This window comes from Aquibaculum arenosum, from assembly GCF_029222965.1.
GTDB classification, from domain to species: domain Bacteria; phylum Pseudomonadota; class Alphaproteobacteria; order Kiloniellales; family DSM-21159; genus Aquibaculum; species Aquibaculum arenosum.
Map to the genome: position 1 here is coordinate 517,741 of NZ_JARHUD010000001.1, position 19,480 is coordinate 537,220.

A 19,480-nucleotide genomic window follows, 5' to 3' on the forward strand; every position below is an offset into this window, starting at 1 on the left:
GACGGGTGGAGCGTGAGCTTGCGCCAATTCGGCGTTGCTGCCTGGTTCGACGGTGGGGGAGGACGATGAGTACTGCACTGGCAGTGCATCATGGGCCATTTGGGCGCGTGGCGCTCTATAACCTGGACCGCTCGATGACGCTGCATGCGCATCGGGAAGGCCATCTGATATTTCACGTTCAAGGGCCGCCCGGATCCATTGATATCGAAGGCGAACAGTATCCGCTTGAGCCCGGGCAAGGTGTGGCGGTCAGCCCCTGGCAGCCGCACAACTATTGCTGTCTCCACCCCGGCAAGCCGTCACTCTACCTCACACTCTACATTAAGCCGTTCTGGTTCTTGGATGCGAGCCGCCGGGCCAGCGCCTCGCTGCGCTTCGGGCGCAGCCCGATCGACGTGACCGAGACGATCAATCGTCTGGTTTTCAAGATTGCCGGTGCGATGCTGGAGGATGCGGACGACAGTTATGTCGCCGGCTATCTCTACGGATTGACCCAGGAAAGCTTCGATCAGTCCTGGCAGTGGATTGCCGAGGGCGCGTCCTTCACCCGCTGCGCGCCGCCGGTGCGTGATTTCCGTGTGCGCAATGCCATCAAGCTGATGCGCGAAAAGGTGAGCGAGCGGGTGGTGCTGGATCGGATAGCGCGCGGCGCCGGCCTGTCCCGCCCGCATTTCTATAAGCTCTTTCGCCAGCAGGTTGGGATCACGCCCAACATGTATCTCAACACCCTGCGGATGGAGAACGCGATCGATCGCCTGGTGACCAGCATCGATCCGGTCACCGATATCGGCCTCGATCTCGGCTTCTCGTCGCAGGCCAGCTTCACGCGCTTTTTCATCGCCAACGTGGGTATCGCGCCCAGCGACTATCGCCGGATCGTGCACTTCGCTGATGCAGCGTGATGCGCCTGGCGCCGCACTATCGCCGCCGGCGTCGGCTTGTGTTGGGGCAAACTTCATCCGATCGGCGACAGCAAGAGACTGTCGGGTATGCGATTCCGTGCGCTTTGCGATTAGCTTACCGATAGACAGTAGCCGGGCTCGGATTCGGCGCGCATAGACCTGTGCCCGCTCAGGCTGCAACGGGGAGGATAGGATGACAGTGGCGTCCGGAAAGAGGACGGTGGGAGGGGCCGCGTGAACGACCTCATCCGGCGCAATCCGGTCTGGACCGTCGTCATCGCTCTGGCGGCAGCGGTGCTGCTCTATTTCATCGTGGCGCCCTGGTCGTCCGGTATGGAGGAAGTCCTCGGGCGCAAGCAGATTTTCCTCAATGCGGTCTTCAACGGTGTCACCTTGGGGGCGCTCTACTTCCTGGTGGCCAGCGGCTTCACGCTGATTTTCGGCCTGATGAAGAACGTCAATCTGGCCCACGGCTCGCTTTACCTCCTGGGCGGCTATCTCGGTTACGAGGTGTCAGAAGCCACCGGAAGCTGGCTCTTTTCCTTCGTCGTGGTGTTCATTGCCGTCGCTCTGCTGGGCGTGGTGCTGCAGTACACCGTCTTCCGTCGCATGGAAGGCGAGGACCTGCGTCAGACACTGGTGACCATCGGCATTTCCATCGTGCTGGCGGATATCATGCTCTGGCTCTGGGGCGGCTCCTCATACCAGATCCTGTCACCGGACTGGCTGCGCGGCCCGGTGGAGTTGCCGTTGGTGGCGGCAGTGCGCGGCGACGACATCTATTTTCTGCGCTATCCCTCGGTGCGCATCGCCATCCTAGTGGCCTCCATCGTGCTGGGCATCCTCATGTGGCTGGCCTTGAATCGAACCCGCATCGGCATGCTGATCCGCGCCGGCGTCGATGACCGCGATATGCTCGCCGCCTCGGGCGTGCGGGTGCAGATCATCTTCATGGTGGTCTTCGCCTTCGGTGCCGGTCTGGCCGGCGTGGCAGGAATCGTCGGCGGCACCTTCCAGTCAGTGGTGGCCGGAGAGGACATGCGCTTCCTCCTGGCCTCGCTGGTGGTGGTGATCGTGGGCGGCATGGGCTCCATTCTGGGCGCTGCGCTGGGCGCCGTGCTGATCGGTCTGGCTGAGCAGCTTGGCTCGGTCTATGCACCGACCTATTCGGTCGTCTTCACCTTCCTGATCATGGCTGCGGTCCTGGCCTTCCGGCCGCAGGGACTGATGGGGCGGTAGGATCATGGCAGTCAGCGACTCCCCCCTGCAGTCCGAAGCAGAGACCCGGCGCACTCTGGCCACACGGCTGAACGGCTGGGTGCAGAGCATACCGATCGCCTATTGGGTGGTCGGCGCGATCATGCTGCTCATGCCGCTGATCGCGAACGACTTCTTCCTCTACCAGATCTTCGGCTGGGCCTTCATCCTGGGCATGATTGCGCTCAGCCTCATGTTCCTGGCGGGCTATGGCGGCATGGTCAGTCTGGCGCAGATGTCCATCGCTGCTCTGGGCGGCTACATGGTGGCGATCCTAGGTGACAGCGGCGCGACGTCTATCAGTCTGGGCTGGCCCTGGTGGCTCAATGTGCCGGTAGCGATCCTTGTCGCCGCTATCTTTGCCACCCTCATCGGTGCCCTGGCGGTGCGCACCGAGGGCATCTACACCATCATGATCACCCTGGCCTTCGCTGCGGCCTTCTTCTATTTCACGCGTCAGAACTACACGATCTTCAACGGCTATTCCGGCTTCGGCGACGTGGTGCCGCCGCGTCTTTTCGGCGTGAACTGGCGTGACGCAATACCCTTCTATTACCTGACGTTGGGCTGCGCGACGATCTGCTATCTCGCCGTCATCTATGTCTCGCGTGCGCCCTTCGGTCTGGCGCTGCAGGGCATCCGCGACAATCCGCGCCGCATGGCGGCGCTGGGATTCAACGTGGTGGCCCACCGCATCACGGCCTATACCTTTGCGGCCGTGATCGCGGCCATCGGCGGCATCCTGCTCGTCTGGCAGAATGCGCAGATCGCGCCCGGCACCGCGGGGCTGCCGGCGGTGATCGACATCCTGGTGATCGCCATCGTCGGCGGCATCGCCCGGCCGATCGGGCCCTTCATCGGCGCCTTCATCTACGTGCTGCTGCGCACCTTCTCGCCGGACGTGCTGCAGGCGCTCTCGATGGCAGGGGACCGCTATAAGCTTCTGATCGGACTGGGCTTCCTCGTCGTTGTCTATTGGTCGCCCGACGGGGTGCTGGGGCTCTGGGATCGCTGGCGCGCTCGTCGCCGCCGGCGCGATCCCCTCGTCGACAAGCCGGAGGCGTCATGAGCACGGCCACGGTCCGCTCCGTCTCCGAACGTCTCTCCGCGGCCGGCACGGCCAACGCGCTGGAGCTGCGCGGCGTGACCAAGCGCTTCGGCGCGCTGGCGGCGCTGACCGACGTGACCATCACGGTCAAGCCGGGCGAGCGGCGTGCCGTGCTGGGTTCCAACGGCGCCGGCAAGACCACGCTCTTCAACTGCGTGACTGGTGACTTCCTGCCCACTTCCGGCACCATCCGGCTCTTCGGCGAGGATGTGACCAACTTCCCGGCGCACGAGCGTATCCGTCGCGGGCTGCGTCGGACCTATCAGATCTCGCTGCTCTTCACCGGGCTGACGGTCTTCGACAATGTCTACCTGGCCTGTCGCGGCGTCTCCCGCGGGCGCTTTTCCATGCTGCGACCGCGAAAGGGCGATACGCTGGTTCAATCGGCCTATGAACTGATTGAGGCCGTGCACCTGTCGGACATCGCGCAGATCAAGGTTTCCGAACTCTCCTATGGTCAGCAGCGCCAGCTCGAGATCGCGCTAGCACTGGCCGGTGCGCCGCGCTTCGTGCTCTTCGACGAGCCCGCGGCCGGCCTGTCCCCGAAAGAGCGCGCGGAACTGGTGGAGATTCTCACCAACCTTCCCAGCCACATCGGCTACATCATCATCGAGCATGACATGGACGTGGCGCTGCGGGTCGCGGAGACCGTGTCGATGATGCACAACGGCCGCATCTTCAAGGAAGGCCTGCCCAGCGAAATCGAGAGCGATCCTGAGGTGCAGGAACTCTATCTGGGAGGGGGGCATGGCTGAGCGGGCGCGCCAGGGAGCTCCTGCGCTCGAGGTTCACGACCTCAACGTCTACTACGGCTCCTCCCACGCCTTGCAGGGCGTCAATCTGACATTGCAGCAGGGCGTGCTGTCGGTGGTCGGACGCAACGGCATGGGCAAAACGACACTGTGCAAGGCCATCATGGGCCTGGTGCCGGTGTCGAGCGGCTCGATCAGCTTTCACGGCGAGTCCCTGCTCGGCCGCTCCCCGGCGCAGGTTGCCCAGATGGGCGTTGGCTATGTGCCGCAGGGCCGGCGGCTTTGGCGATCGCTCACCGTGGACGAGCATCTGCGCATGGTCTCGGCCGGGAACAAGGGCAGCTGGACGGTGGATCGTATCTACACGACCTTCCCACGGCTGGCCGAGCGGAAGAACAACGGCGGTGGCCAGCTCTCCGGCGGTGAGCAGCAGATGCTGGCCATCGGCCGGGCGCTGCTGCTGAATCCCCGCCTGCTGATTATGGACGAGCCGACCGAAGGTCTGGCGCCGGTCATCGTGCAGCAGGTCGAGGAGATGCTGCTGGAACTGGGCGAGGAAAGCGGCATCGATGTTCTGGTCATCGAGCAGAACATCGGTGTTGCCACCACCGTCGCCGAGAAGGTCGGCATCATGGTCAACGGCCGCATCAATCGCGTGGCAGATGCAGGCCAGTTGGCCGGCGACCGAGAGCTGCAGCAGCGCCTGCTGGGTGTGGGCCGGCACGGCGAGGACGCGGCAGAGGAGCCGGCCAGCGGCAGCGAGGCGTCCGCCGACGGCGCCAAGCCGCAGGCGCCACAGTCCCAGCGTGTCTACCAGTCGAACCCGGTGGTGCCGACCCGCTGGTCCAAGCCGGTGCCGCGGCGCCTGCTGATCCAACAGGCGCGCACGCTCACCGTGGCGCCGACGGGTACGGTTGCCGCAGCCCGGTCGGCCCAGGCAGAGCTGCGTCCCCTGGTCGCGACGGGCGAGCAGGTGGTGCTTGTCGCCGGCACGCTCGACACCAAGGGCGAGGAACTTCGCTTCATTCGTGATCTCGTGCGGGCGGCCGGACTGCCGGTGCGGATGGTGGACCTCTCCACCTCTTCGGGCCATCACTCCGGCGCGGAGGTGCCCGCGCACCAGATTGCCGCCTTCCACCCCCGGGGTGCGAGTGGCGTCTTCGGGAGCGATCGAGGTGAGTCGGTGGCGGGCATGACGCTGGCTTTCGAGCGCTGGATCAAACGCCAGTCCGGGATTGCCGGCATCATCTCTGCCGGGGGTTCGGGGGGAACCGCCATCGTCGCGCCGGCCATGCGCGTGTTGCCGGTGGGCGTGCCCAAGTTGATCATCTCCACCGTGGCCTCCGGTGATGTGGCGCGCTACGTCGGCCCCTCCGATATCGTGATGATGCACTCGGTCGCCGACGTGCAGGGGCTCAATTCCATCACCCGGCAGGTGCTGGCCAACGGCGCCAACGCCATGATCGGCATGGTGCAGGCCCGGCGCGACGCCGACCCGCAGGTCGCGATGCAGGGCGACGGCCTGCCGGCGGTGGCGCTGAGCATGTTCGGGGTCACCACCCCCTGTGTGCGGCAGATTTCAGCCGCACTCGAACAGGACTATGACTGCCTCGTCTTCCATGCCACCGGCATTGGCGGGCAGTCGATGGAAAAGCTGGTGGAAAGCGGCCTGGTGCAAGGCGTGCTCGATGTGACCACCACCGAAGTTTGCGACCTGCTGGTGGGCGGCATCTTCCCGGCCAGCGAGGATCGCTTCGGCGCCATGATCCGACGCAACATGCCCTACATCGGCTCCTGCGGCGCTCTGGACATGGTGAACTTCGCTGCGCCCGAGACGGTCCCGGAGCGCTTTCGCGAACGCAACCTCTATCGCCACAATCCGCAAGTGACGCTGATGCGCACCTCGCCGGAGGAGAACAAGGCGATCGGGCAGTGGATCGGCGAGCGCCTGAACCGCATGGAGGCGCCGGTGCGTTTCTTCCTGCCGGAGGGCGGTGTCTCCGCACTGGATGCGCCCGGGCAGCCCTTTCACGACCCGGCGGCCGACCGGGCGCTCTTTGCCGCGCTGGAGCGTACCGTGCACCAGACGGCCACGCGCCAACTGATCCGCGTGCCGCACAACATCAATGATCCGGCCTTTGCGGCCGAAGTGGTGGCTGCCTTCCGGGCGCTGCACGGCGGCGGGCGGCCAAAGCAGAAGACCAGGAGCAGGTGACGTCATGAGTGAGAGCCGCAGCGCCATTCTCGAACGCTTCCGCGCCATGATCGAGCGCGGCGAACCCATCGTCGGCGGCGGTGCCGGCACCGGCCTGTCCGCCAAGTGCGAAGAAGCCGGCGGCATCGACCTCATTGTGATCTACAATTCGGGGCGCTACCGCATGGCGGGCCGCGGCTCGCTGGCCGGCCTGCTGGCCTATGGCGATGCCAACCAGATCGTGATGGACATGGCGCGCGAGGTCCTGCCGGTGGTGCGCAACACGCCGGTGCTGGCGGGCGTGAACGGAACGGACCCCTTCCGCGACATGGACGTCTTCCTCGACGAGGTGAAGCGTGTTGGCTTCGCGGGTGTGCAGAACTTCCCCACCGTGGGGATCATCGACGGGACCTTCCGGGCCAACCTGGAGGAAACCGGCATGTCCTACGGCCTTGAGGTCGACATGATCGCCAAGGCGCGCGGCAAGGACCTGCTGACCACGCCTTACGTCTTCAACGCGGACGAGGCGGCGGCCATGGCCAAGGCCGGTGCGGACATCGTGGTCTGTCACATGGGCCTGACCACCGGGGGCAGCATCGGGGCGGAGACCGCGCTCAAGCTGGAGGACTGCCCGGCCCTGGTGGACGAATGGGCAGAGGCGGCGCTCAAGGTCAATTCCGAGGTGATCGTTCTGGTGCACGGCGGCCCCGTCGCCAATCCGGAGGACGCTGAGTACGTCTTGAAGAACACCGCTGCCTGTCACGGCTTCTATGGCGCCTCCTCCATGGAGCGTTTGCCAACCGAAGTCGCTTTGACAGAGCAAACGCGCCGGTTCAAGCAAGTTAAGGGCAAATGATATGCAGACGGAAGGTAGAAGAATAATGCCGACGTCGCTGCGGGAGAAAGTACAATGACCGGGGAATTCATTGGCCAGGGCATCTTGTGGCTCATTGCCCTTGTCATCGTCATTGCCATTATCTACTGGGTGATGACGTGGCTCTATCGCCGTTCCACGAAGGAAATCGCCTTCGTTCGGACCGGCTTCCTGGGCGAGAAAGTTGTGATCGACGGCGGCGCCTTCGTTTGGCCGATCATCCACGACACCACGCCGGTCAACCTGAACACGCTGGCGCTCGAAGTGGAGCGCAGCAAGGATCAGGCCCTGATCACCAAGGACCGGATGCGCGTCGACGTGGAGGCGGAGTTCTATGTGCGGGTTCGCCCGACCCGCGAAGCCGTCTCCCTCGCTGCGGCCACCCTGGGCCGTCGCACGCTGGAAGCCCGCAACCTTAACGAACTCCTGGTGGGCAAGTTCGAGTCCGCCATGCGCGCCGTGGCCGCCGAGATGTCCATGGGGGAGATGCACGAGCAGCGCGGCGCCTACGTCTCTCGGGTGCGCGAGGCTGCCCAGGAGGATCTGGAGCGCAACGGCCTGGAACTGGAATCGGTGGCGATCATCGACATCGACCAGACGGCGCTCGAATACTTCAACCCTTCGAACCGCTTTGACGCCGAGGGCTTGACCGCACTGATCCAGGACATTGAGGAGCGGCGCAAGCTGCGCAATGACATCGAGCAGGACTCGATGATCCGCATCCGCACCCGAAACCTGGAAGCGGAGAAGCAGTCCCTGGAGATTGAGCGGGCCAGCGAGGAAGCACGCCTGGAGCAGGAGCGTGACGTCGAGTTCCGCCGCGCCCATCAGCGTGCCCAGTTGGCGCGTGAGCGTGCCGAGCGGGAGACTGAGGCCGAGACCGCGCAGATCACTGCGCGCGAGGCGATTGAAAGGGCGCGCATCGCCAACGAACGCGCCATCTCCGAAAGCCGCATCGCCTCCGAGCGGGAGGTGCGCCAGTGGGAGATCGAGCGCCAGCGCGACATCGAGGCCTGGGAGATCTCCAGCCGCGAGGCGACCGAGAAGGCACGCATTGCACAGGAGCGCGCCGTCCACGAAGCGCGCATCGCCAACGAGCAGGAGACTCAGACCCGGGAGATCATGCGCCAGCGTGAGGTGGAGCAGGCGGAAATTGCCGCCCGCGAAGCCACGGAGAAGGCCCGCCTGGCGCAGGAGCGCGCCTTGGCCGACGCCCGCATCGCCAACGAGGAGGAAATCCGCCGCCGCGAGATCGAGCGGGCGCAGACCATCGAGCAAGCAGAAATCGCGGCCCGCGAGGCCACCGAGAAGCTGCGCATCCTCGAGGCAGCCAACACCAACGAAGAGCGCATCCAGACCGACCGCAAGGTCCGCGAACTGGAGATCGAGCGTCAGCGGATACTGGAAGAGGCGGAGATCGCGGCCAAGCAGGCAACCGAAGCTGCCTCAATCGCCCGCGACAAGCAGCTGGCGGCCGAGCGCATCGCCTCGGAGCAGGAGACCCGCGAACGCGAGATCGCCCGCAACCGCGCGGTGGACGAGGCCGATCTCTCGGCACGCGAGTTGGTGGAATCCCAGCGCATCGAGCTGGAAGCGAAGATCGAGCGCGAGCGCATCGTAGCCGAGCAGGAGACCCGGTCCCGCGACATCGAGCGCAAGAAGATCCTGGAGGAAGCCCAGGTCGCGGCGGACGAGGCCGTCGAGGCGGCGCGGATCGCCCAGCGCAAGATGGTCGACTTTGAGCGCATCGCGGCCGAACAGGAAACCCGTGCCCGCGAGATCGGGCGCGACCAGGAGGTCGAGACCATCGACATCCAGCGCCGTCGTGCGGTGGAGGAAGCCGGCGAGCTGGCGGCCATCGAACTGGCAGCGAAGAAGGGCGAGCGCGCAGAGGCCGAGGCCAAGCTGCGCCAGACCGAAATCGCCGCCCAGCGCGACGTGGAACGCTCCGACGTGGCCCGCGAGCAGGCGCTCGACGCCGCGCAGCTCGAGCGCAAGCGGGCGCTGGAGCAGCTCGAAGTGGCCCGCATGCAGGCCCTGCGCGAGGCGGAGATCGCCTCTTACGAGGACGTGGAGCGCACGCGCATTGCCGCCGAACGCGGCTTGGACGAGGCCCGCATCGGGCAGGAGACCCAGCGTCGCCGCCTGGAGGTGGAAAGCACCCGCGACCTCGAATCGGCGGAGATGGAGAAGGCCATCACCCTCTACAAGAAGTCGCTCGAGCAGTCGGCCGCCCACGCGGAGGCCGAAGTCGCTCGGGCCCGTGCAGCCGAGGCGGAGGAGCGGGTCAAGACCACCCGCGAGACCGAGGAGGCCAATCGCCGCCGCAGCATCGACGTCGTTATGGCGGAGAAGCGGGCGGAAGAGGAGAAGATCGCAGCCGATGCCGAGAAGGTGCGCCGCGCCGTCGAGGCCGAGGCCCAGAAGCTGCTTTACGAGGCCGAGAACGTGCTCACGGATCCGGCACGCCACTCGCTCTTCCGTCGCAAGCTGCTGGAGCATGTCGAGGGCATCGTCTCCGCTTCGGTCAAGCCGCTGGAGAAGATCCAGGACATCCGCATCATGCAGTTGGATGGCGTCACTGGCGGCGGCGGCCAGGGTGGCCCCCGAGCCAACATGACCGACGAGGTCATCAACTCGGCCCTGCGCTACCGCGTGCAGGCGCCGCTGGTGGACAGCCTGCTGGCCGACATCGGCATCGAGGGCGGTGCGCTCACCAAGCAGGGTGGCCTGATTCGTGAGGCGTCCGACATGACCCGCATCGCTGGGGAACTGGAGAAGCAGGCCGGCAGCGCCAAGGGCGGATCTGGTGACGACTCTGGCTCCGGCGGGTCAGGCTCTGGTGGTTCCGGCTCTGGTGGTTCCGGTGACGGCAAGAGCGCCGGCGGCTCCAAGTCCAAGAAATAGGAAGACTGCGTAATGCCGAGAGTTTTCATCTCCAGCGTGATCGATGCCCCGGCCGCAAAGGTCTGGGAGCGGGTGCGCGACTTCAACGGCATGCCGCGCTGGCATCCGCGCATCCGGGAAAGCCGGATCGAGAATGGTGAGCCTTCGGACAAGATCGGCTGCGTGCGGGATTTCAACCTGCAGAACGGCGATCGCATCCGCGAGAAGCTGTTGGGCCTGTCGGACTACGACATGTTCTTCACCTACTCGATCCTGGAAAGCCCCATGCCCTTGACGGATTACATCGCCACCATGCGGCTGACCCCGATCACCGACGGCGACCGCACCTTTGCGGAGTGGACGGCGGAGTTCGAGTGCGACGACGAGGTGGCCGACGATCTGGTCAACGGTGTGGGCACCAATGTCTTCCAGGCCGGCTTCGACGCCCTGAAGCGCCACTTTGCGCGGTAGGCCACCAACATGGTGAAAATCGTCAAGAGCACCATCATGGAAGCGCCGGTCGAGGCGGTCTGGGAGGTGCTGCGCGATTTCAACGGGCATGACCAGTGGCACCCGGCGGTGGCCGACAGCCACATCGAGCGGGGCTTGTCGTCCGACAAGATCGGCTGCGTGCGGCGTTTCCATCTGGCCGACGGGTCGGAACTGCGCGAGCAGTTGCTCATGCTGTCTGATGTCGACATGGCCTTCAGCTACTGCTTGCTGGATACGCCGATCCCACTGCTGAACTATGTGGCGCATGTGCGGCTGATTCCGGTGACGGATGGGGACCTGACCTTCTGGCACTGGGAATCGAGCTTCGATACCCCACCCGGCCGGGAAGCCGAATTGGAGAAGCAGGTGGGCGAGCAGATCTACGAAGGCGGTTTCCGGGCCGTGCGGGCTTACATGGGGCTGGCGCCCCGCGAAGAGGGAGAGGCGTGATGCCGGTGAAAGTGGAGAGCTTCGACAGCCTGGACGGTGCGGCGCGCGCCTTGAGCGCTGCGCGCAGTGCCCGCTTCCTGGGTGGCGGCACGCTGCTGATGCGGGCCGTTAACGATGGAGACCAGTCCTTCGACACCCTGGTTCGGGCCGTCGATCCCGCCAGCCGTCAGGTCCGCAGCGAGGGCGATGGCGTGACCATCGGCGCTGGGGTGACCATGGCAGAGGTGGTGGCGCATCGGGATCTGAGTTTCCTGGCGCCGGTGGCGCGCGTGGTGGGCGGTCCAGCGGTGCGCAACATGGCCACGGTGGGCGGCAACCTCTTCGCCAGTTCACCCTACGGAGACTTTACGGCCGCACTGCTGGCACTCGGTGCGCGTCTTGAGCTGGTCGGGCAGGGCGGTCGCGGCATCGAAATCGACGAGTTCCTGCGCGACCGGGAGCGCTATGTCGGTTCCATTGTGCGCACGATCAGTGTGCCGCGCCCGCGCGATCCCGGTGCCTTCCGCTTCGCGAAGGTGAGCCGAATCAAGCCCAAGGGCATTGCCCTGCTCACCATCGCGGCTTACCTGCCGCAATCGGCGGGACGGATCCGCGGGGCCCGTGTGGCCTACAGTTCCATGGGGCCGCGCCCGCTTCGGGCAACGGCCGTGGAGCGGGCCCTGGATGGGCAGTATCTCGATGCAGCCACCATCGAACAGGCGGCTGCCGTGGCCTGCGACGGCATCGAGCCGCACACCGACGGGCTGGCATCGGCCTGGTACCGGCGAGAAGTGGCGGCAGTGCATCTCAAGCGGCTTCTGACCGGGGAGCGGAGGTAGATCATGGCGCGCAAGCCCTTGCAGTTTCACCTGAACGGCAGCGAGAAGGCCGTTTTTGTTGAGGATGGGCAGAACCTGCTCGACGTCCTGCGCCGTGGTGTTGGGGATCTGACTCCGAAGTACGGCTGTGGGCAGGGGGCCTGCGGCACCTGCACGGTGCTGATCGACGGAGAGCCGCATCTTTCCTGCCTCACGCTGGCGGAAACGGTGGAGGGGCGTCAGATCACCACCACGGCGGGTCTGGCCCAAGGGGCGGACTTGCACCCGCTGCAGAAGGCCTTCATGGACAACTTCGCCGCCCAGTGCGGCTACTGCACGCCTGGCATGCTGTTGGCGGCCAAAGCCCTGCTGGATCGCAATCCCAACCCCTCACGGGAGGACGTGGTCGAGGCCATTTCGGGCAACATCTGTCGCTGTACCGGCTATGAGCCGATCATCGATGCCATCCTTGAGGCCGCGAAGTCCCGCGGTTTCAGGCAGTTCGGGTGAGGAGACAGCCGTGATCGAGTTTCGCAAAGACTACTTCGCGGACGAGCGCGACGACGATCTCAATGAGATCGGCAAGCCCACCCAGCGCCAGGACGCACTTGGGCATGTCACGGGCCGCTCGCCCTACTTCGACGACCATCTCTTCGATGGCCTGTTGCACATTCGCTGTGTGCGCAGTCCGCACCATCATGCCCGGGTCCGTCGCGTCGATATCTCCGAGGCAGAACGCATGCCCGGTGTGGTGCGCATCGTCCTGGGCAAGGATGTCCCGCACAACCTCAACACCCTGCTTTCATTGCTCGATTTTGGCCTCGATGACGAGCCGCTGATCTCCGACAAGAAGGTGTCCTACAAGGGCGAGCCTGTCGCGGCGGTGATCGCCGAGAGCGAGCGGCAGGCGCGCGACGCCGTAGCCAAGGTGCGGGTCGACTGGGAAGAACTGCCGGCAGTGCTCGACGTCGAAGACGCGATCAAGCCGGGCGCTCCCGTGGTCAACGAGGTCTACCCCGGCAACCGCTTCGTCTATCACGGCAAGTACGACCATCAGAAGCTGCGTTTCGGCGACGTCGAGGCTGCTTTCGCCAAGGCTGACCGAGTGATCGAGGGGCGCTACCAGATGTCGCCCATCGAGCAGGCGCCAACCGAGACATGCGGCGCCATCGCGGCACCTGAGACCAACGACCGCTATGTGGTTTACACCTCGACTCAGGCGCTCTTCTTCTCCTTGGACACCACCTCCAAGCTGCTGAAGGTGCCGTCCAACCGGCTGCATTTCATTGGCGGCACGGTCGGCGGCGGTTTCGGCGGCAAGGTGGATTCCCTGCACGAGCCCATGGCGGTGCTGGGCACCATGCTCACGGGGCGGCCCTGCAAGTACACCTTCGACCGGGCCGAGGAGATGCAGGTGGGCGCCCCGCGCGGCGCCGAGCGTTGGTACCTCAAGGATGGGGTTATGAACGACGGGCGGATCGTCGCCCGCAAGTTCATCGGCTACTTCGACAGCGGCGCCTACACCCGCCTGTCGAGCTATGCCATCATCAAGGGCGTAGGCCATCTGCCCGGCCCCTACACCATCCCCAATGTCTATGCCGACGTCTATTGCGTCTTCACCAACCGCACCCCGGCAACTGCCATGCGTGGCTTCGGCATCACCGGCGTCGACTTCGCCATCGAAAGCCACATGGACAAGATCGCCCATGAGTTGGGCATCGACCCCATCGAGTTCCGCATCATCAATGCCTATCGCGACGGCGACATGAAGGCGCACCGCCGTTTGGCGAAGAACACCGCCCTGATTGAATGCTGTCACGTTGCGGCGGAAAAGGCCGGCTGGTCGCTCAGCCCGGCTGCGCGTCAGGCCTCCTCCCTGCGCGATGGCGGCGGTGCGCGTGCGGAGATCCCGCACACCGTGACCGACGAGCATGGCCGGGTCGAAGGCTACACCGCCGGGAGCTACGCCCAGAAAAAGCGCCCGGGCGGCTCGCGACCGCAGGGGACCTCGGGCCCCGCGGGCCCGGTTGCGGCGCAGCGGGACAGCATTGCGGTCACGCCTTCCGCGTCATCCCCGAGTTTCGATGCGCCGCCGCGGCCTGCACCACAGCCGGCCGCCAGCTCGCCGCCACGCCCGGCTGCCGTGTCGCAGCCGGAGCGCCCGGCGGAGCAGCGGCGGGTGACGCGCTTTTCCTCGATCTCTGGCCTCAGGAGGCGTTGAGATGGCATTGCATCGCGGTCGCGGATTTGCCGCTATTAACTATCCCATCGGCATGAACCTGGGCGGCGACCCCTCGCAGGCGCTGGTCCACTCCAACCCCGGCGGCAAGTTCATGGTGGCGCTCTCCTCCATCGACCTGGGGCAGGGCATGAAGTCGGTCACCCGGCAGATTGCCGCTGAGACCTTGGGCGTGCCGGTGGAAGATGTCTATGTGGACACGGCCGATTCCGACACCGGCCCGCACTGCATGGGCTCCTTTGCCTCCCGCGGCACCCACCGTGTCGGCAACGCGGTGATCGAGGCGGCGAAGGAAGCGCGCTCGGTCATGTTGGAAGCTGCGGCCGAGGAATTGGAGGTGGACCCGGCCGACCTCGTCACCGACGGCAAGGGCAATATCCACGTCAAGGGCGCGCCCTCGCGCTCCATCTCAACGGCAGAGGCCTGCGGTGCCGCCCAGTTCAAGCAGGGACGGACCGTCTCGGGGCGCGGCATCTTCCTAATCCCCCTGTCCGAGGTCGACCCTGAAACCGGGGAGCAGACCCCGGTGTCCTGCTTCGCCCACGCGGCGATGATCGTCGACGTCGAGGTGGACGATGAAACGGGAGAGGTCTCGGTGCTGGAGATGAACAGCGCTTACGAACTGGGCCGCGCCCTCAATCCGCGCCTGGTGGAACAGCAGCTGGTGGGCGGTGCCTGGATGGGCATGAGCCACGCGGCCTGGGAGACCACCGAACCCTACTATCCTGACCGCGATCACGGCCCGATCGATTTCAACGGCTATCTCATGCCGGGGCCGGGTGACATCGCCAAGCACAACATCGCCATCCTGGAACGGCCAGCGCCTGACGGGCCATACGGCGGCAAGGGGCCGGGAGAAATGTGCGCCAATCCCGTGCTGCCGGCGGTGGTCAATGCCGTCTTTAATGCCGTTGGCGTGCGCATCGATGAGCTGCCGGTGACGCCAGAGAAGGTGCTGCGCGGCATCCGGGCCAACGGCGGCGCACAGCCGCAAGGGCGGCGCTGAGCGCCATGGCCATCCGGCGCTCCATCGTCGGGATCGACAGCCCTGACCGTCTGGCCGGGGTGCTGCGCGATGCGCAGTATCTCGCTGACGACGAGCTGGCGACGTCCGCCTACTTGGCCTTGGCGCTGGGCAAACCGCTGCTGCTGGAAGGGGCACCGGGCGTCGGCAAGACCGAAGGCGCCAAGGCCATCGCTTCGGTGCTGGGGCGACAGATGGTGCGGCTGCAGTGCTATGAGGGCATCGATTCCGCCCATGCCCTCTACGAGTGGAACTACCCGCGCCAGATGCTGGCGATCCGCCAGGCGGGCAACGAGTACGTCAACATCTATGCCGACGACTTCCTGGTTGCGCGACCCATGCTGGAGGCACTGCAGCATCCAGCCGATACCGTGCTGCTGATCGACGAAATCGACCGGGCCGATCACGAGTTCGAAGCCTTCCTGCTGGAGTTCCTGTCGGACTTTTCCATCTCCATCCCCGAGCGCGGCACCATCCGCGCGCAGCAGCATCCGGTCGTGGTGCTGACGTCCAACCGCACCCGCGAGCTGCATGAGGCGCTGCGGCGGCGTTGTGTCTACCACTGGATCGACTACCCGGCGCCGGAGCGTGAGGCGGAGATCGTGATGATGCGCGCCAGCCAGGTGGCGCATGACACCGCCTGGCGGGTGGTGGCGGCGGTGGGGGCCTTGCGGCGGGAACCTCTGGCCAAGGCGCCGGGGGTGGCTGAAACGGTGGAGTGGGCCGAGGCGGCGACGCTGCTGCACGAGCAGGGCGCGCCCTGGCCAACGGCCTTTAAGCGCGCCATTGGGGTCGTCTTGAAGGATCAGGACGATCTCGCCTTCATCGAGCCGCGCCTGGATCAGATACTGGAGGGCACGGCGGCATGAGCCGGGAGGAACTGCCCCGTCCGGTTGTTCCTTTCGTGGAGTTCGCCACCTTGTTGCGGGCCAACGGCTTTCCTGTGGCGCCGGAACAGACCCAGAGCTTCGTGGCTGCCGTGGGCCTGCTGGGTCCGCGCTCCATGGAGGATATCCATCGCGCCGCGGTGGCGACGCTGGCGCCGCCCATCGAACGGCGCGCGGAGTTCGACGCCCTCTTTCGATTGCTTTTCCTGGGGCAGGGGGCGGTCACATCTGCTGCAGCAGAGGATGACGAAGAGGAGGTTGAAGCCTTCGACGATCGCGACGGTGGCCTCGAGCCACCCGAGCCGGAGGAGGCGGAAGAGTCGGGCGGTACGCCCACAGGTGCCGAGCGTCTCTTCGCACGACAGTTCCCTGAGCTATCTGAGCCGGAAACCTTGCGCCGCTTCCGTCGCCGGGCCCCCCGGGCGCTGCCGCACCGCCGATCCCGGCGATTGGGTCCGGCGAAGGCCGGGCGGCGCCTGGACATGCGCCGCAGCCTGCGCGATGCGGTGCGCCGGGACGGGGAACTGCTGCAGCTTCCAGCACTCGCCCGGCGGCAACGACGTCGGCGCGTGCTGCTGCTGATCGATGTCTCGGGCTCGATGAAGGAGCGCACCGATAGTTCCCTGCGCTTCGCCCACAGCCTCGCGCGTGCCACCGAGCGCCTAGAGGTCTTCACCCTGGGAACCCGCCTGACCCGCATCACCCGCGCCTTGCGCCGACGCAACAGCGATCAGGCCTTGGCATTTGCCGGCAATCTCGTGGCGGATTGGGACGGAGGCACCCGTCTGGGGGATGCGCTGCAGGCCTTCCTGGCCGTGCCGCGCTTTGCCGGCTTTGCGCGGGGGGCGCTGGTCGTGGTGCTGTCCGATGGCCTTGAGCGCGGTGATCCCGCAGCCCTGATCGATGGCATGGAACGCCTCTCGCGCCTGGCCTGGGCCGTGCTCTGGCTCAATCCGCTGGCGAGCGGCCCTGATTACAGTCCCGAGACCGCCGCTTTGCGCGAGGTTCTGCCCTATATCGACCGCCTGGGCGACGGCTCCAGCACAGCGCATGTCTGTGAGGAGGTGCTCGGCTTCCAAAGGAGAGCGGCATGAAGATCATCGATGCCCACCATCATATCTGGCGCCAGTCCGATCTGACCTGGCTGCAGGGTCCCACCCAGCCGCGCATCTTCGGCCCCTACGATGCGATCAAGCGCGACTATCCGATCGAGGAGTTTGTAGAGGATGTCAGCGGCACCGGCGTGACCCAGTCGGTCTATGTCCAGACCAACTGGCCGCCCGGCGGCGAGGAGGACGAGGTGGCCTGGGTCCAGGCCACGGCCGAGCGTGCCGGCTGGCCGCATGCCATCGTCGGCTTTTGCGACATGACGGTGGCCGACGCCCGGCCGATGCTGGAGCGGCTGGCGCGCTACCCGCTGATGCGCGGCATTCGCCAGCAGTATCACTGGCATGAGAACCCGCTCTATCGCTTTGCCGCCCACGCGGATATGTGCCGCGACGACAAAGTAAAACGGAACATCGCCCTGCTGGCCGACTACAACTGGGCCTTCGACCTGCAGGTCTTTGCTGGCCAGATTGACGCTGCCTGCGAGCTGGTGGACGCCTGCCCGAAGGTGACCTTCATCCTGCAGCATGCGGGCATGTTGGAAGATCTCTCCGACGAGGGGCGCGCGTCCTGGAAAGCGCAGATGAAGAAGCTGGCCCAGCGGGAGAACGTGGTTTCTAAGCTTTCCGGCCTGGGCACCTTCATTCACCGCAATGACCCCGTGCACGTGGAGCGCATCCTGCACGATACCGTCGCGCTGTTTGGTGCTGATCGCTGCCTCTTCGGTTCGAATTTTCCCATCGAGAAGCTCTGGACCGACTATGGCGCGCTGGTCGAGGCCTTTCGCCGTGCGGCATCAGACCTCAGCACCGCCCAACAGAAGGCGATCTTTCATGACACGGCAGCCCGGGTTTACCGGCTGTAGCAGGGAGGGGCACCGGATCCCCACAGGACGGGTGGGATCGGGGCATCAAGAAGAGGGAGGCGAGCATGGCACATGAGGCACTGCGGCCGGAGTTCCGCAATCTGATCGACGAGCAGGTGCCGGTGCGCCAAGTCGGCTCCGGCTTCACCTTCACCGAGGGGCCGATCTGGCATCCGGTGGAGCAGTATCTTCTCTTTTCCGACATGCCGGCGGACGTGCGCCGCCGCTGGGATGAGGCGTCGGGGGTCAGTGAGGTCATGCGCCCGTCCAACAAGGGCAACGGCATGACTTATGATGCCGCCCTGAACCTCCTGGTCTGCGAGCACAGCACGTCTAGCGTCGTGCGCTTCGGGCCCGGAGGCCAACGCGAGGTGCTGGCCTCACACTTCGAGGGTAAGGAGCTAAACAGCCCCAACGATCTTTGCGTTCGCTCCGACGGATCGATCTACTTTTCCGATCCCTGGTATGGCCGCATGCCGGGCTTCGGCGTGGAGCGCCCGCGCGAGCTCGGCTGGCAGGGCGTATTCCGCATCCCACCGGGTCAGCGAGGCGGCGAGCCCGAGTTGGTGGTCGAGCGCTACACCTTCTCCCAGCCCAACGGCCTCTGCTTCTCGCCCGACGAAAGCCTGCTCTACATCAACGACACCGAGCAGGCGAATATCCGAGTCTATGAAGTGCGTTCCGACGGCAGCCTGGGTTCGGGGCGAATCTTCGCTTCTGGCATCAAGGACAGCCTGAAAGCCGGTGTGCCCGATGGCATGAAATGCGATGCCGAGGGCAACGTCTGGGTCACGGCGCCCGGCGGCGTCTGGGTATACAACCCCTCCGGACAGCTGATCGGCAAGCTGGCCGTGCCCGAGATGGTGGCGAACATTCATTGGGGTGGGCGCGAGTGGCACACCCTCTTCATGACCGCCTCCACGTCGGTCTACGCCGTGGAGACCCGGGTCGGGCCGCGCAGAGAGCCTTTCATGGCTGCAGGCGGCGGAACGGCTGCTTCATCGAGCCATGCTGCGAGCGCTCCCAGTGGTGACGGCGCTTTCCGGTTGGAGGCCGAGCGCTGTGCCCTGATCATCCAGGACATGCAGAACGACGTGGTGATGGAGGGCGGTGCCTTTGCGGACTCCGGCGCGCCGCAGCACTGCCGCGAACAGAACTGCATCGCCAACATCGCCCGCTTGGCCGAGCGTTGCCGAGCGCTGGGCATTCCGGTGATCCACGTCTGGTTCGAGATCGACAATGACGGCCGCGGTCTGACCCAGAATGCGCCGCTCTTCGAAGGTGCGATGGCGGCCAACGCCCTGCGCAAGGGCACCTGGGGCGCACAGCCGGTTCCGGGGCTGGAGCCGCATCCGGGCGACCACATCGTCTCCAAGATGCGCATGAGTGCCTGGGAAGGCACGAACCTGGAGACGATCCTCAAGGCGGAAGGGCGGGACATCCTGATCGACACCGGCGCCTGGACCAACATGTCCATCGAGCACACGGCGCGCACGGGCGCAGACAAGGGCTATATCATGATCCTGCCGGAGGATAGCTGCTCGACCATGAACGCCGACTGGCACCGGGCCGCCATCGACTACGCGCTGCAGAACGTCTCGGCGGTGACCACGACCGACGAGGTGCTGCGCGCTCTGGACGGCTGA

17 protein-coding genes are annotated in these 19,480 nt (G+C 65.7%); all 17 read left to right on the top strand.

What is annotated here, in order from left to right:
- The first annotated feature begins 65 nt into the window (after positions 1–65).
- The 17 genes from P2G67_RS02380 to P2G67_RS02460 all read left to right on the top strand — a co-directional run bounded on the left by P2G67_RS02380 (position 66) and on the right by P2G67_RS02460 (position 19,480).
- Positions 66–902: an AraC family transcriptional regulator gene (locus P2G67_RS02380; RefSeq protein ID WP_275819644.1), complete on the top strand. Its 837-nt coding sequence runs from the start codon at positions 66–68 to the stop codon at positions 900–902.
- 234 nt (positions 903–1,136) lie between these two features.
- The gene (locus P2G67_RS02385; RefSeq protein WP_275819646.1) at positions 1,137–2,141 is read left to right on the top strand and encodes a branched-chain amino acid ABC transporter permease; all 1,005 of its coding nucleotides are present in this window, start codon (positions 1,137–1,139) and stop codon (positions 2,139–2,141) included.
- A gap of 4 nt (positions 2,142–2,145) precedes the next feature.
- Positions 2,146–3,228: a branched-chain amino acid ABC transporter permease gene (locus P2G67_RS02390; protein ID WP_275819648.1), complete on the top strand. Its 1,083-nt coding sequence runs from the start codon at positions 2,146–2,148 to the stop codon at positions 3,226–3,228.
- On the top strand, positions 3,225–4,022 hold the full coding sequence (locus tag P2G67_RS02395; RefSeq protein ID WP_275819650.1) for an ABC transporter ATP-binding protein: 798 nt from the start codon (positions 3,225–3,227) through the stop codon (positions 4,020–4,022). The genes P2G67_RS02390 and P2G67_RS02395 overlap by 4 nt, the downstream gene beginning before the upstream one ends.
- Entirely contained in the window at positions 4,015–6,234 is a 2,220-nt protein-coding gene (locus tag P2G67_RS02400) for an ABC transporter permease (RefSeq protein ID WP_275819652.1), read from the top strand. Before P2G67_RS02395 ends, P2G67_RS02400 begins: the two co-directional genes overlap by 8 nt.
- Before the next feature lie 4 nt (positions 6,235–6,238).
- Positions 6,239–7,069, top strand: coding sequence for a phosphoenolpyruvate hydrolase family protein (locus P2G67_RS02405; RefSeq protein ID WP_275819654.1), 831 nt, complete (start codon positions 6,239–6,241; stop codon positions 7,067–7,069).
- 54 nt (positions 7,070–7,123) lie between these two features.
- Positions 7,124–9,994, top strand: coding sequence for a flotillin family protein (locus tag P2G67_RS02410; RefSeq protein WP_275819656.1), 2,871 nt, complete (start codon positions 7,124–7,126; stop codon positions 9,992–9,994).
- Between the two features lie 12 nt (positions 9,995–10,006).
- The gene (locus P2G67_RS02415; protein ID WP_275819658.1) at positions 10,007–10,444 is read left to right on the top strand and encodes an SRPBCC family protein; all 438 of its coding nucleotides are present in this window, start codon (positions 10,007–10,009) and stop codon (positions 10,442–10,444) included.
- Positions 10,445–10,453: 9 nt separating this feature from the next.
- Positions 10,454–10,915: an SRPBCC family protein gene (locus P2G67_RS02420; RefSeq protein ID WP_275819660.1), complete on the top strand. Its 462-nt coding sequence runs from the start codon at positions 10,454–10,456 to the stop codon at positions 10,913–10,915.
- Positions 10,915–11,733, top strand: coding sequence for an FAD binding domain-containing protein (locus tag P2G67_RS02425; protein WP_275819662.1), 819 nt, complete (start codon positions 10,915–10,917; stop codon positions 11,731–11,733). The genes P2G67_RS02420 and P2G67_RS02425 overlap by 1 nt, the downstream gene beginning before the upstream one ends.
- 3 nt (positions 11,734–11,736) lie before the next feature.
- Positions 11,737–12,222, top strand: a complete 486-nt coding sequence (locus P2G67_RS02430) for a (2Fe-2S)-binding protein (RefSeq protein ID WP_275819664.1) — start codon at positions 11,737–11,739, stop codon at positions 12,220–12,222.
- Between the two features lie 10 nt (positions 12,223–12,232).
- Positions 12,233–13,933, top strand: coding sequence for a xanthine dehydrogenase family protein molybdopterin-binding subunit (locus P2G67_RS02435; RefSeq protein ID WP_275819666.1), 1,701 nt, complete (start codon positions 12,233–12,235; stop codon positions 13,931–13,933).
- Between the two features lies 1 nt (position 13,934).
- Complete coding sequence (locus P2G67_RS02440; RefSeq protein ID WP_275819668.1) at positions 13,935–14,957, top strand: xanthine dehydrogenase family protein molybdopterin-binding subunit; 1,023 nt, start codon at positions 13,935–13,937, stop codon at positions 14,955–14,957.
- A gap of 5 nt (positions 14,958–14,962) precedes the next feature.
- Entirely contained in the window at positions 14,963–15,844 is an 882-nt protein-coding gene (locus P2G67_RS02445) for an AAA family ATPase (RefSeq protein ID WP_275819669.1), read from the top strand.
- Positions 15,841–16,956 (top strand): vWA domain-containing protein, encoded by a 1,116-nt coding sequence (locus tag P2G67_RS02450; protein WP_275819672.1) that lies wholly within the window; start codon positions 15,841–15,843, stop codon positions 16,954–16,956. The genes P2G67_RS02445 and P2G67_RS02450 overlap by 4 nt, the downstream gene beginning before the upstream one ends.
- Positions 16,953–17,834, top strand: coding sequence for an amidohydrolase family protein (locus tag P2G67_RS02455; protein WP_275819674.1), 882 nt, complete (start codon positions 16,953–16,955; stop codon positions 17,832–17,834). Before P2G67_RS02450 ends, P2G67_RS02455 begins: the two co-directional genes overlap by 4 nt.
- A gap of 65 nt (positions 17,835–17,899) precedes the next feature.
- Positions 17,900–19,480, top strand: coding sequence for an isochorismatase family protein (locus P2G67_RS02460; protein ID WP_275819676.1), 1,581 nt, complete (start codon positions 17,900–17,902; stop codon positions 19,478–19,480).

Excerpts from the sequence above, each read along its gene's own strand:
- P2G67_RS02440 (WP_275819668.1), top strand. The coding sequence starts at position 13,935 with ATGGCATTGCATCGCGGTCGCGGATTTGCCGCTATTAACTATCCCATC.
- P2G67_RS02395 (WP_275819650.1), top strand. The coding sequence starts at position 3,225 with ATGAGCACGGCCACGGTCCGCTCCGTCTCCGAACGTCTCTCCGCGGCC.
- P2G67_RS02450 (WP_275819672.1), top strand. The coding sequence starts at position 15,841 with ATGAGCCGGGAGGAACTGCCCCGTCCGGTTGTTCCTTTCGTGGAGTTC.
- P2G67_RS02415 (WP_275819658.1), top strand. The coding sequence starts at position 10,007 with ATGCCGAGAGTTTTCATCTCCAGCGTGATCGATGCCCCGGCCGCAAAG.
- P2G67_RS02390 (WP_275819648.1), top strand. The coding sequence starts at position 2,146 with ATGGCAGTCAGCGACTCCCCCCTGCAGTCCGAAGCAGAGACCCGGCGC.
- P2G67_RS02400 (WP_275819652.1), top strand. The coding sequence starts at position 4,015 with ATGGCTGAGCGGGCGCGCCAGGGAGCTCCTGCGCTCGAGGTTCACGAC.
- P2G67_RS02425 (WP_275819662.1), top strand. The coding sequence starts at position 10,915 with ATGCCGGTGAAAGTGGAGAGCTTCGACAGCCTGGACGGTGCGGCGCGC.
- P2G67_RS02410 (WP_275819656.1), top strand. The coding sequence starts at position 7,124 with ATGACCGGGGAATTCATTGGCCAGGGCATCTTGTGGCTCATTGCCCTT.
- P2G67_RS02405 (WP_275819654.1), top strand. The coding sequence starts at position 6,239 with ATGAGTGAGAGCCGCAGCGCCATTCTCGAACGCTTCCGCGCCATGATC.
- P2G67_RS02430 (WP_275819664.1), top strand. The coding sequence starts at position 11,737 with ATGGCGCGCAAGCCCTTGCAGTTTCACCTGAACGGCAGCGAGAAGGCC.
- P2G67_RS02460 (WP_275819676.1), top strand. The coding sequence starts at position 17,900 with ATGGCACATGAGGCACTGCGGCCGGAGTTCCGCAATCTGATCGACGAG.
- P2G67_RS02445 (WP_275819669.1), top strand. The coding sequence starts at position 14,963 with ATGGCCATCCGGCGCTCCATCGTCGGGATCGACAGCCCTGACCGTCTG.
- P2G67_RS02420 (WP_275819660.1), top strand. The coding sequence starts at position 10,454 with ATGGTGAAAATCGTCAAGAGCACCATCATGGAAGCGCCGGTCGAGGCG.
- P2G67_RS02380 (WP_275819644.1), top strand. The coding sequence starts at position 66 with ATGAGTACTGCACTGGCAGTGCATCATGGGCCATTTGGGCGCGTGGCG.
- P2G67_RS02455 (WP_275819674.1), top strand. The coding sequence starts at position 16,953 with ATGAAGATCATCGATGCCCACCATCATATCTGGCGCCAGTCCGATCTG.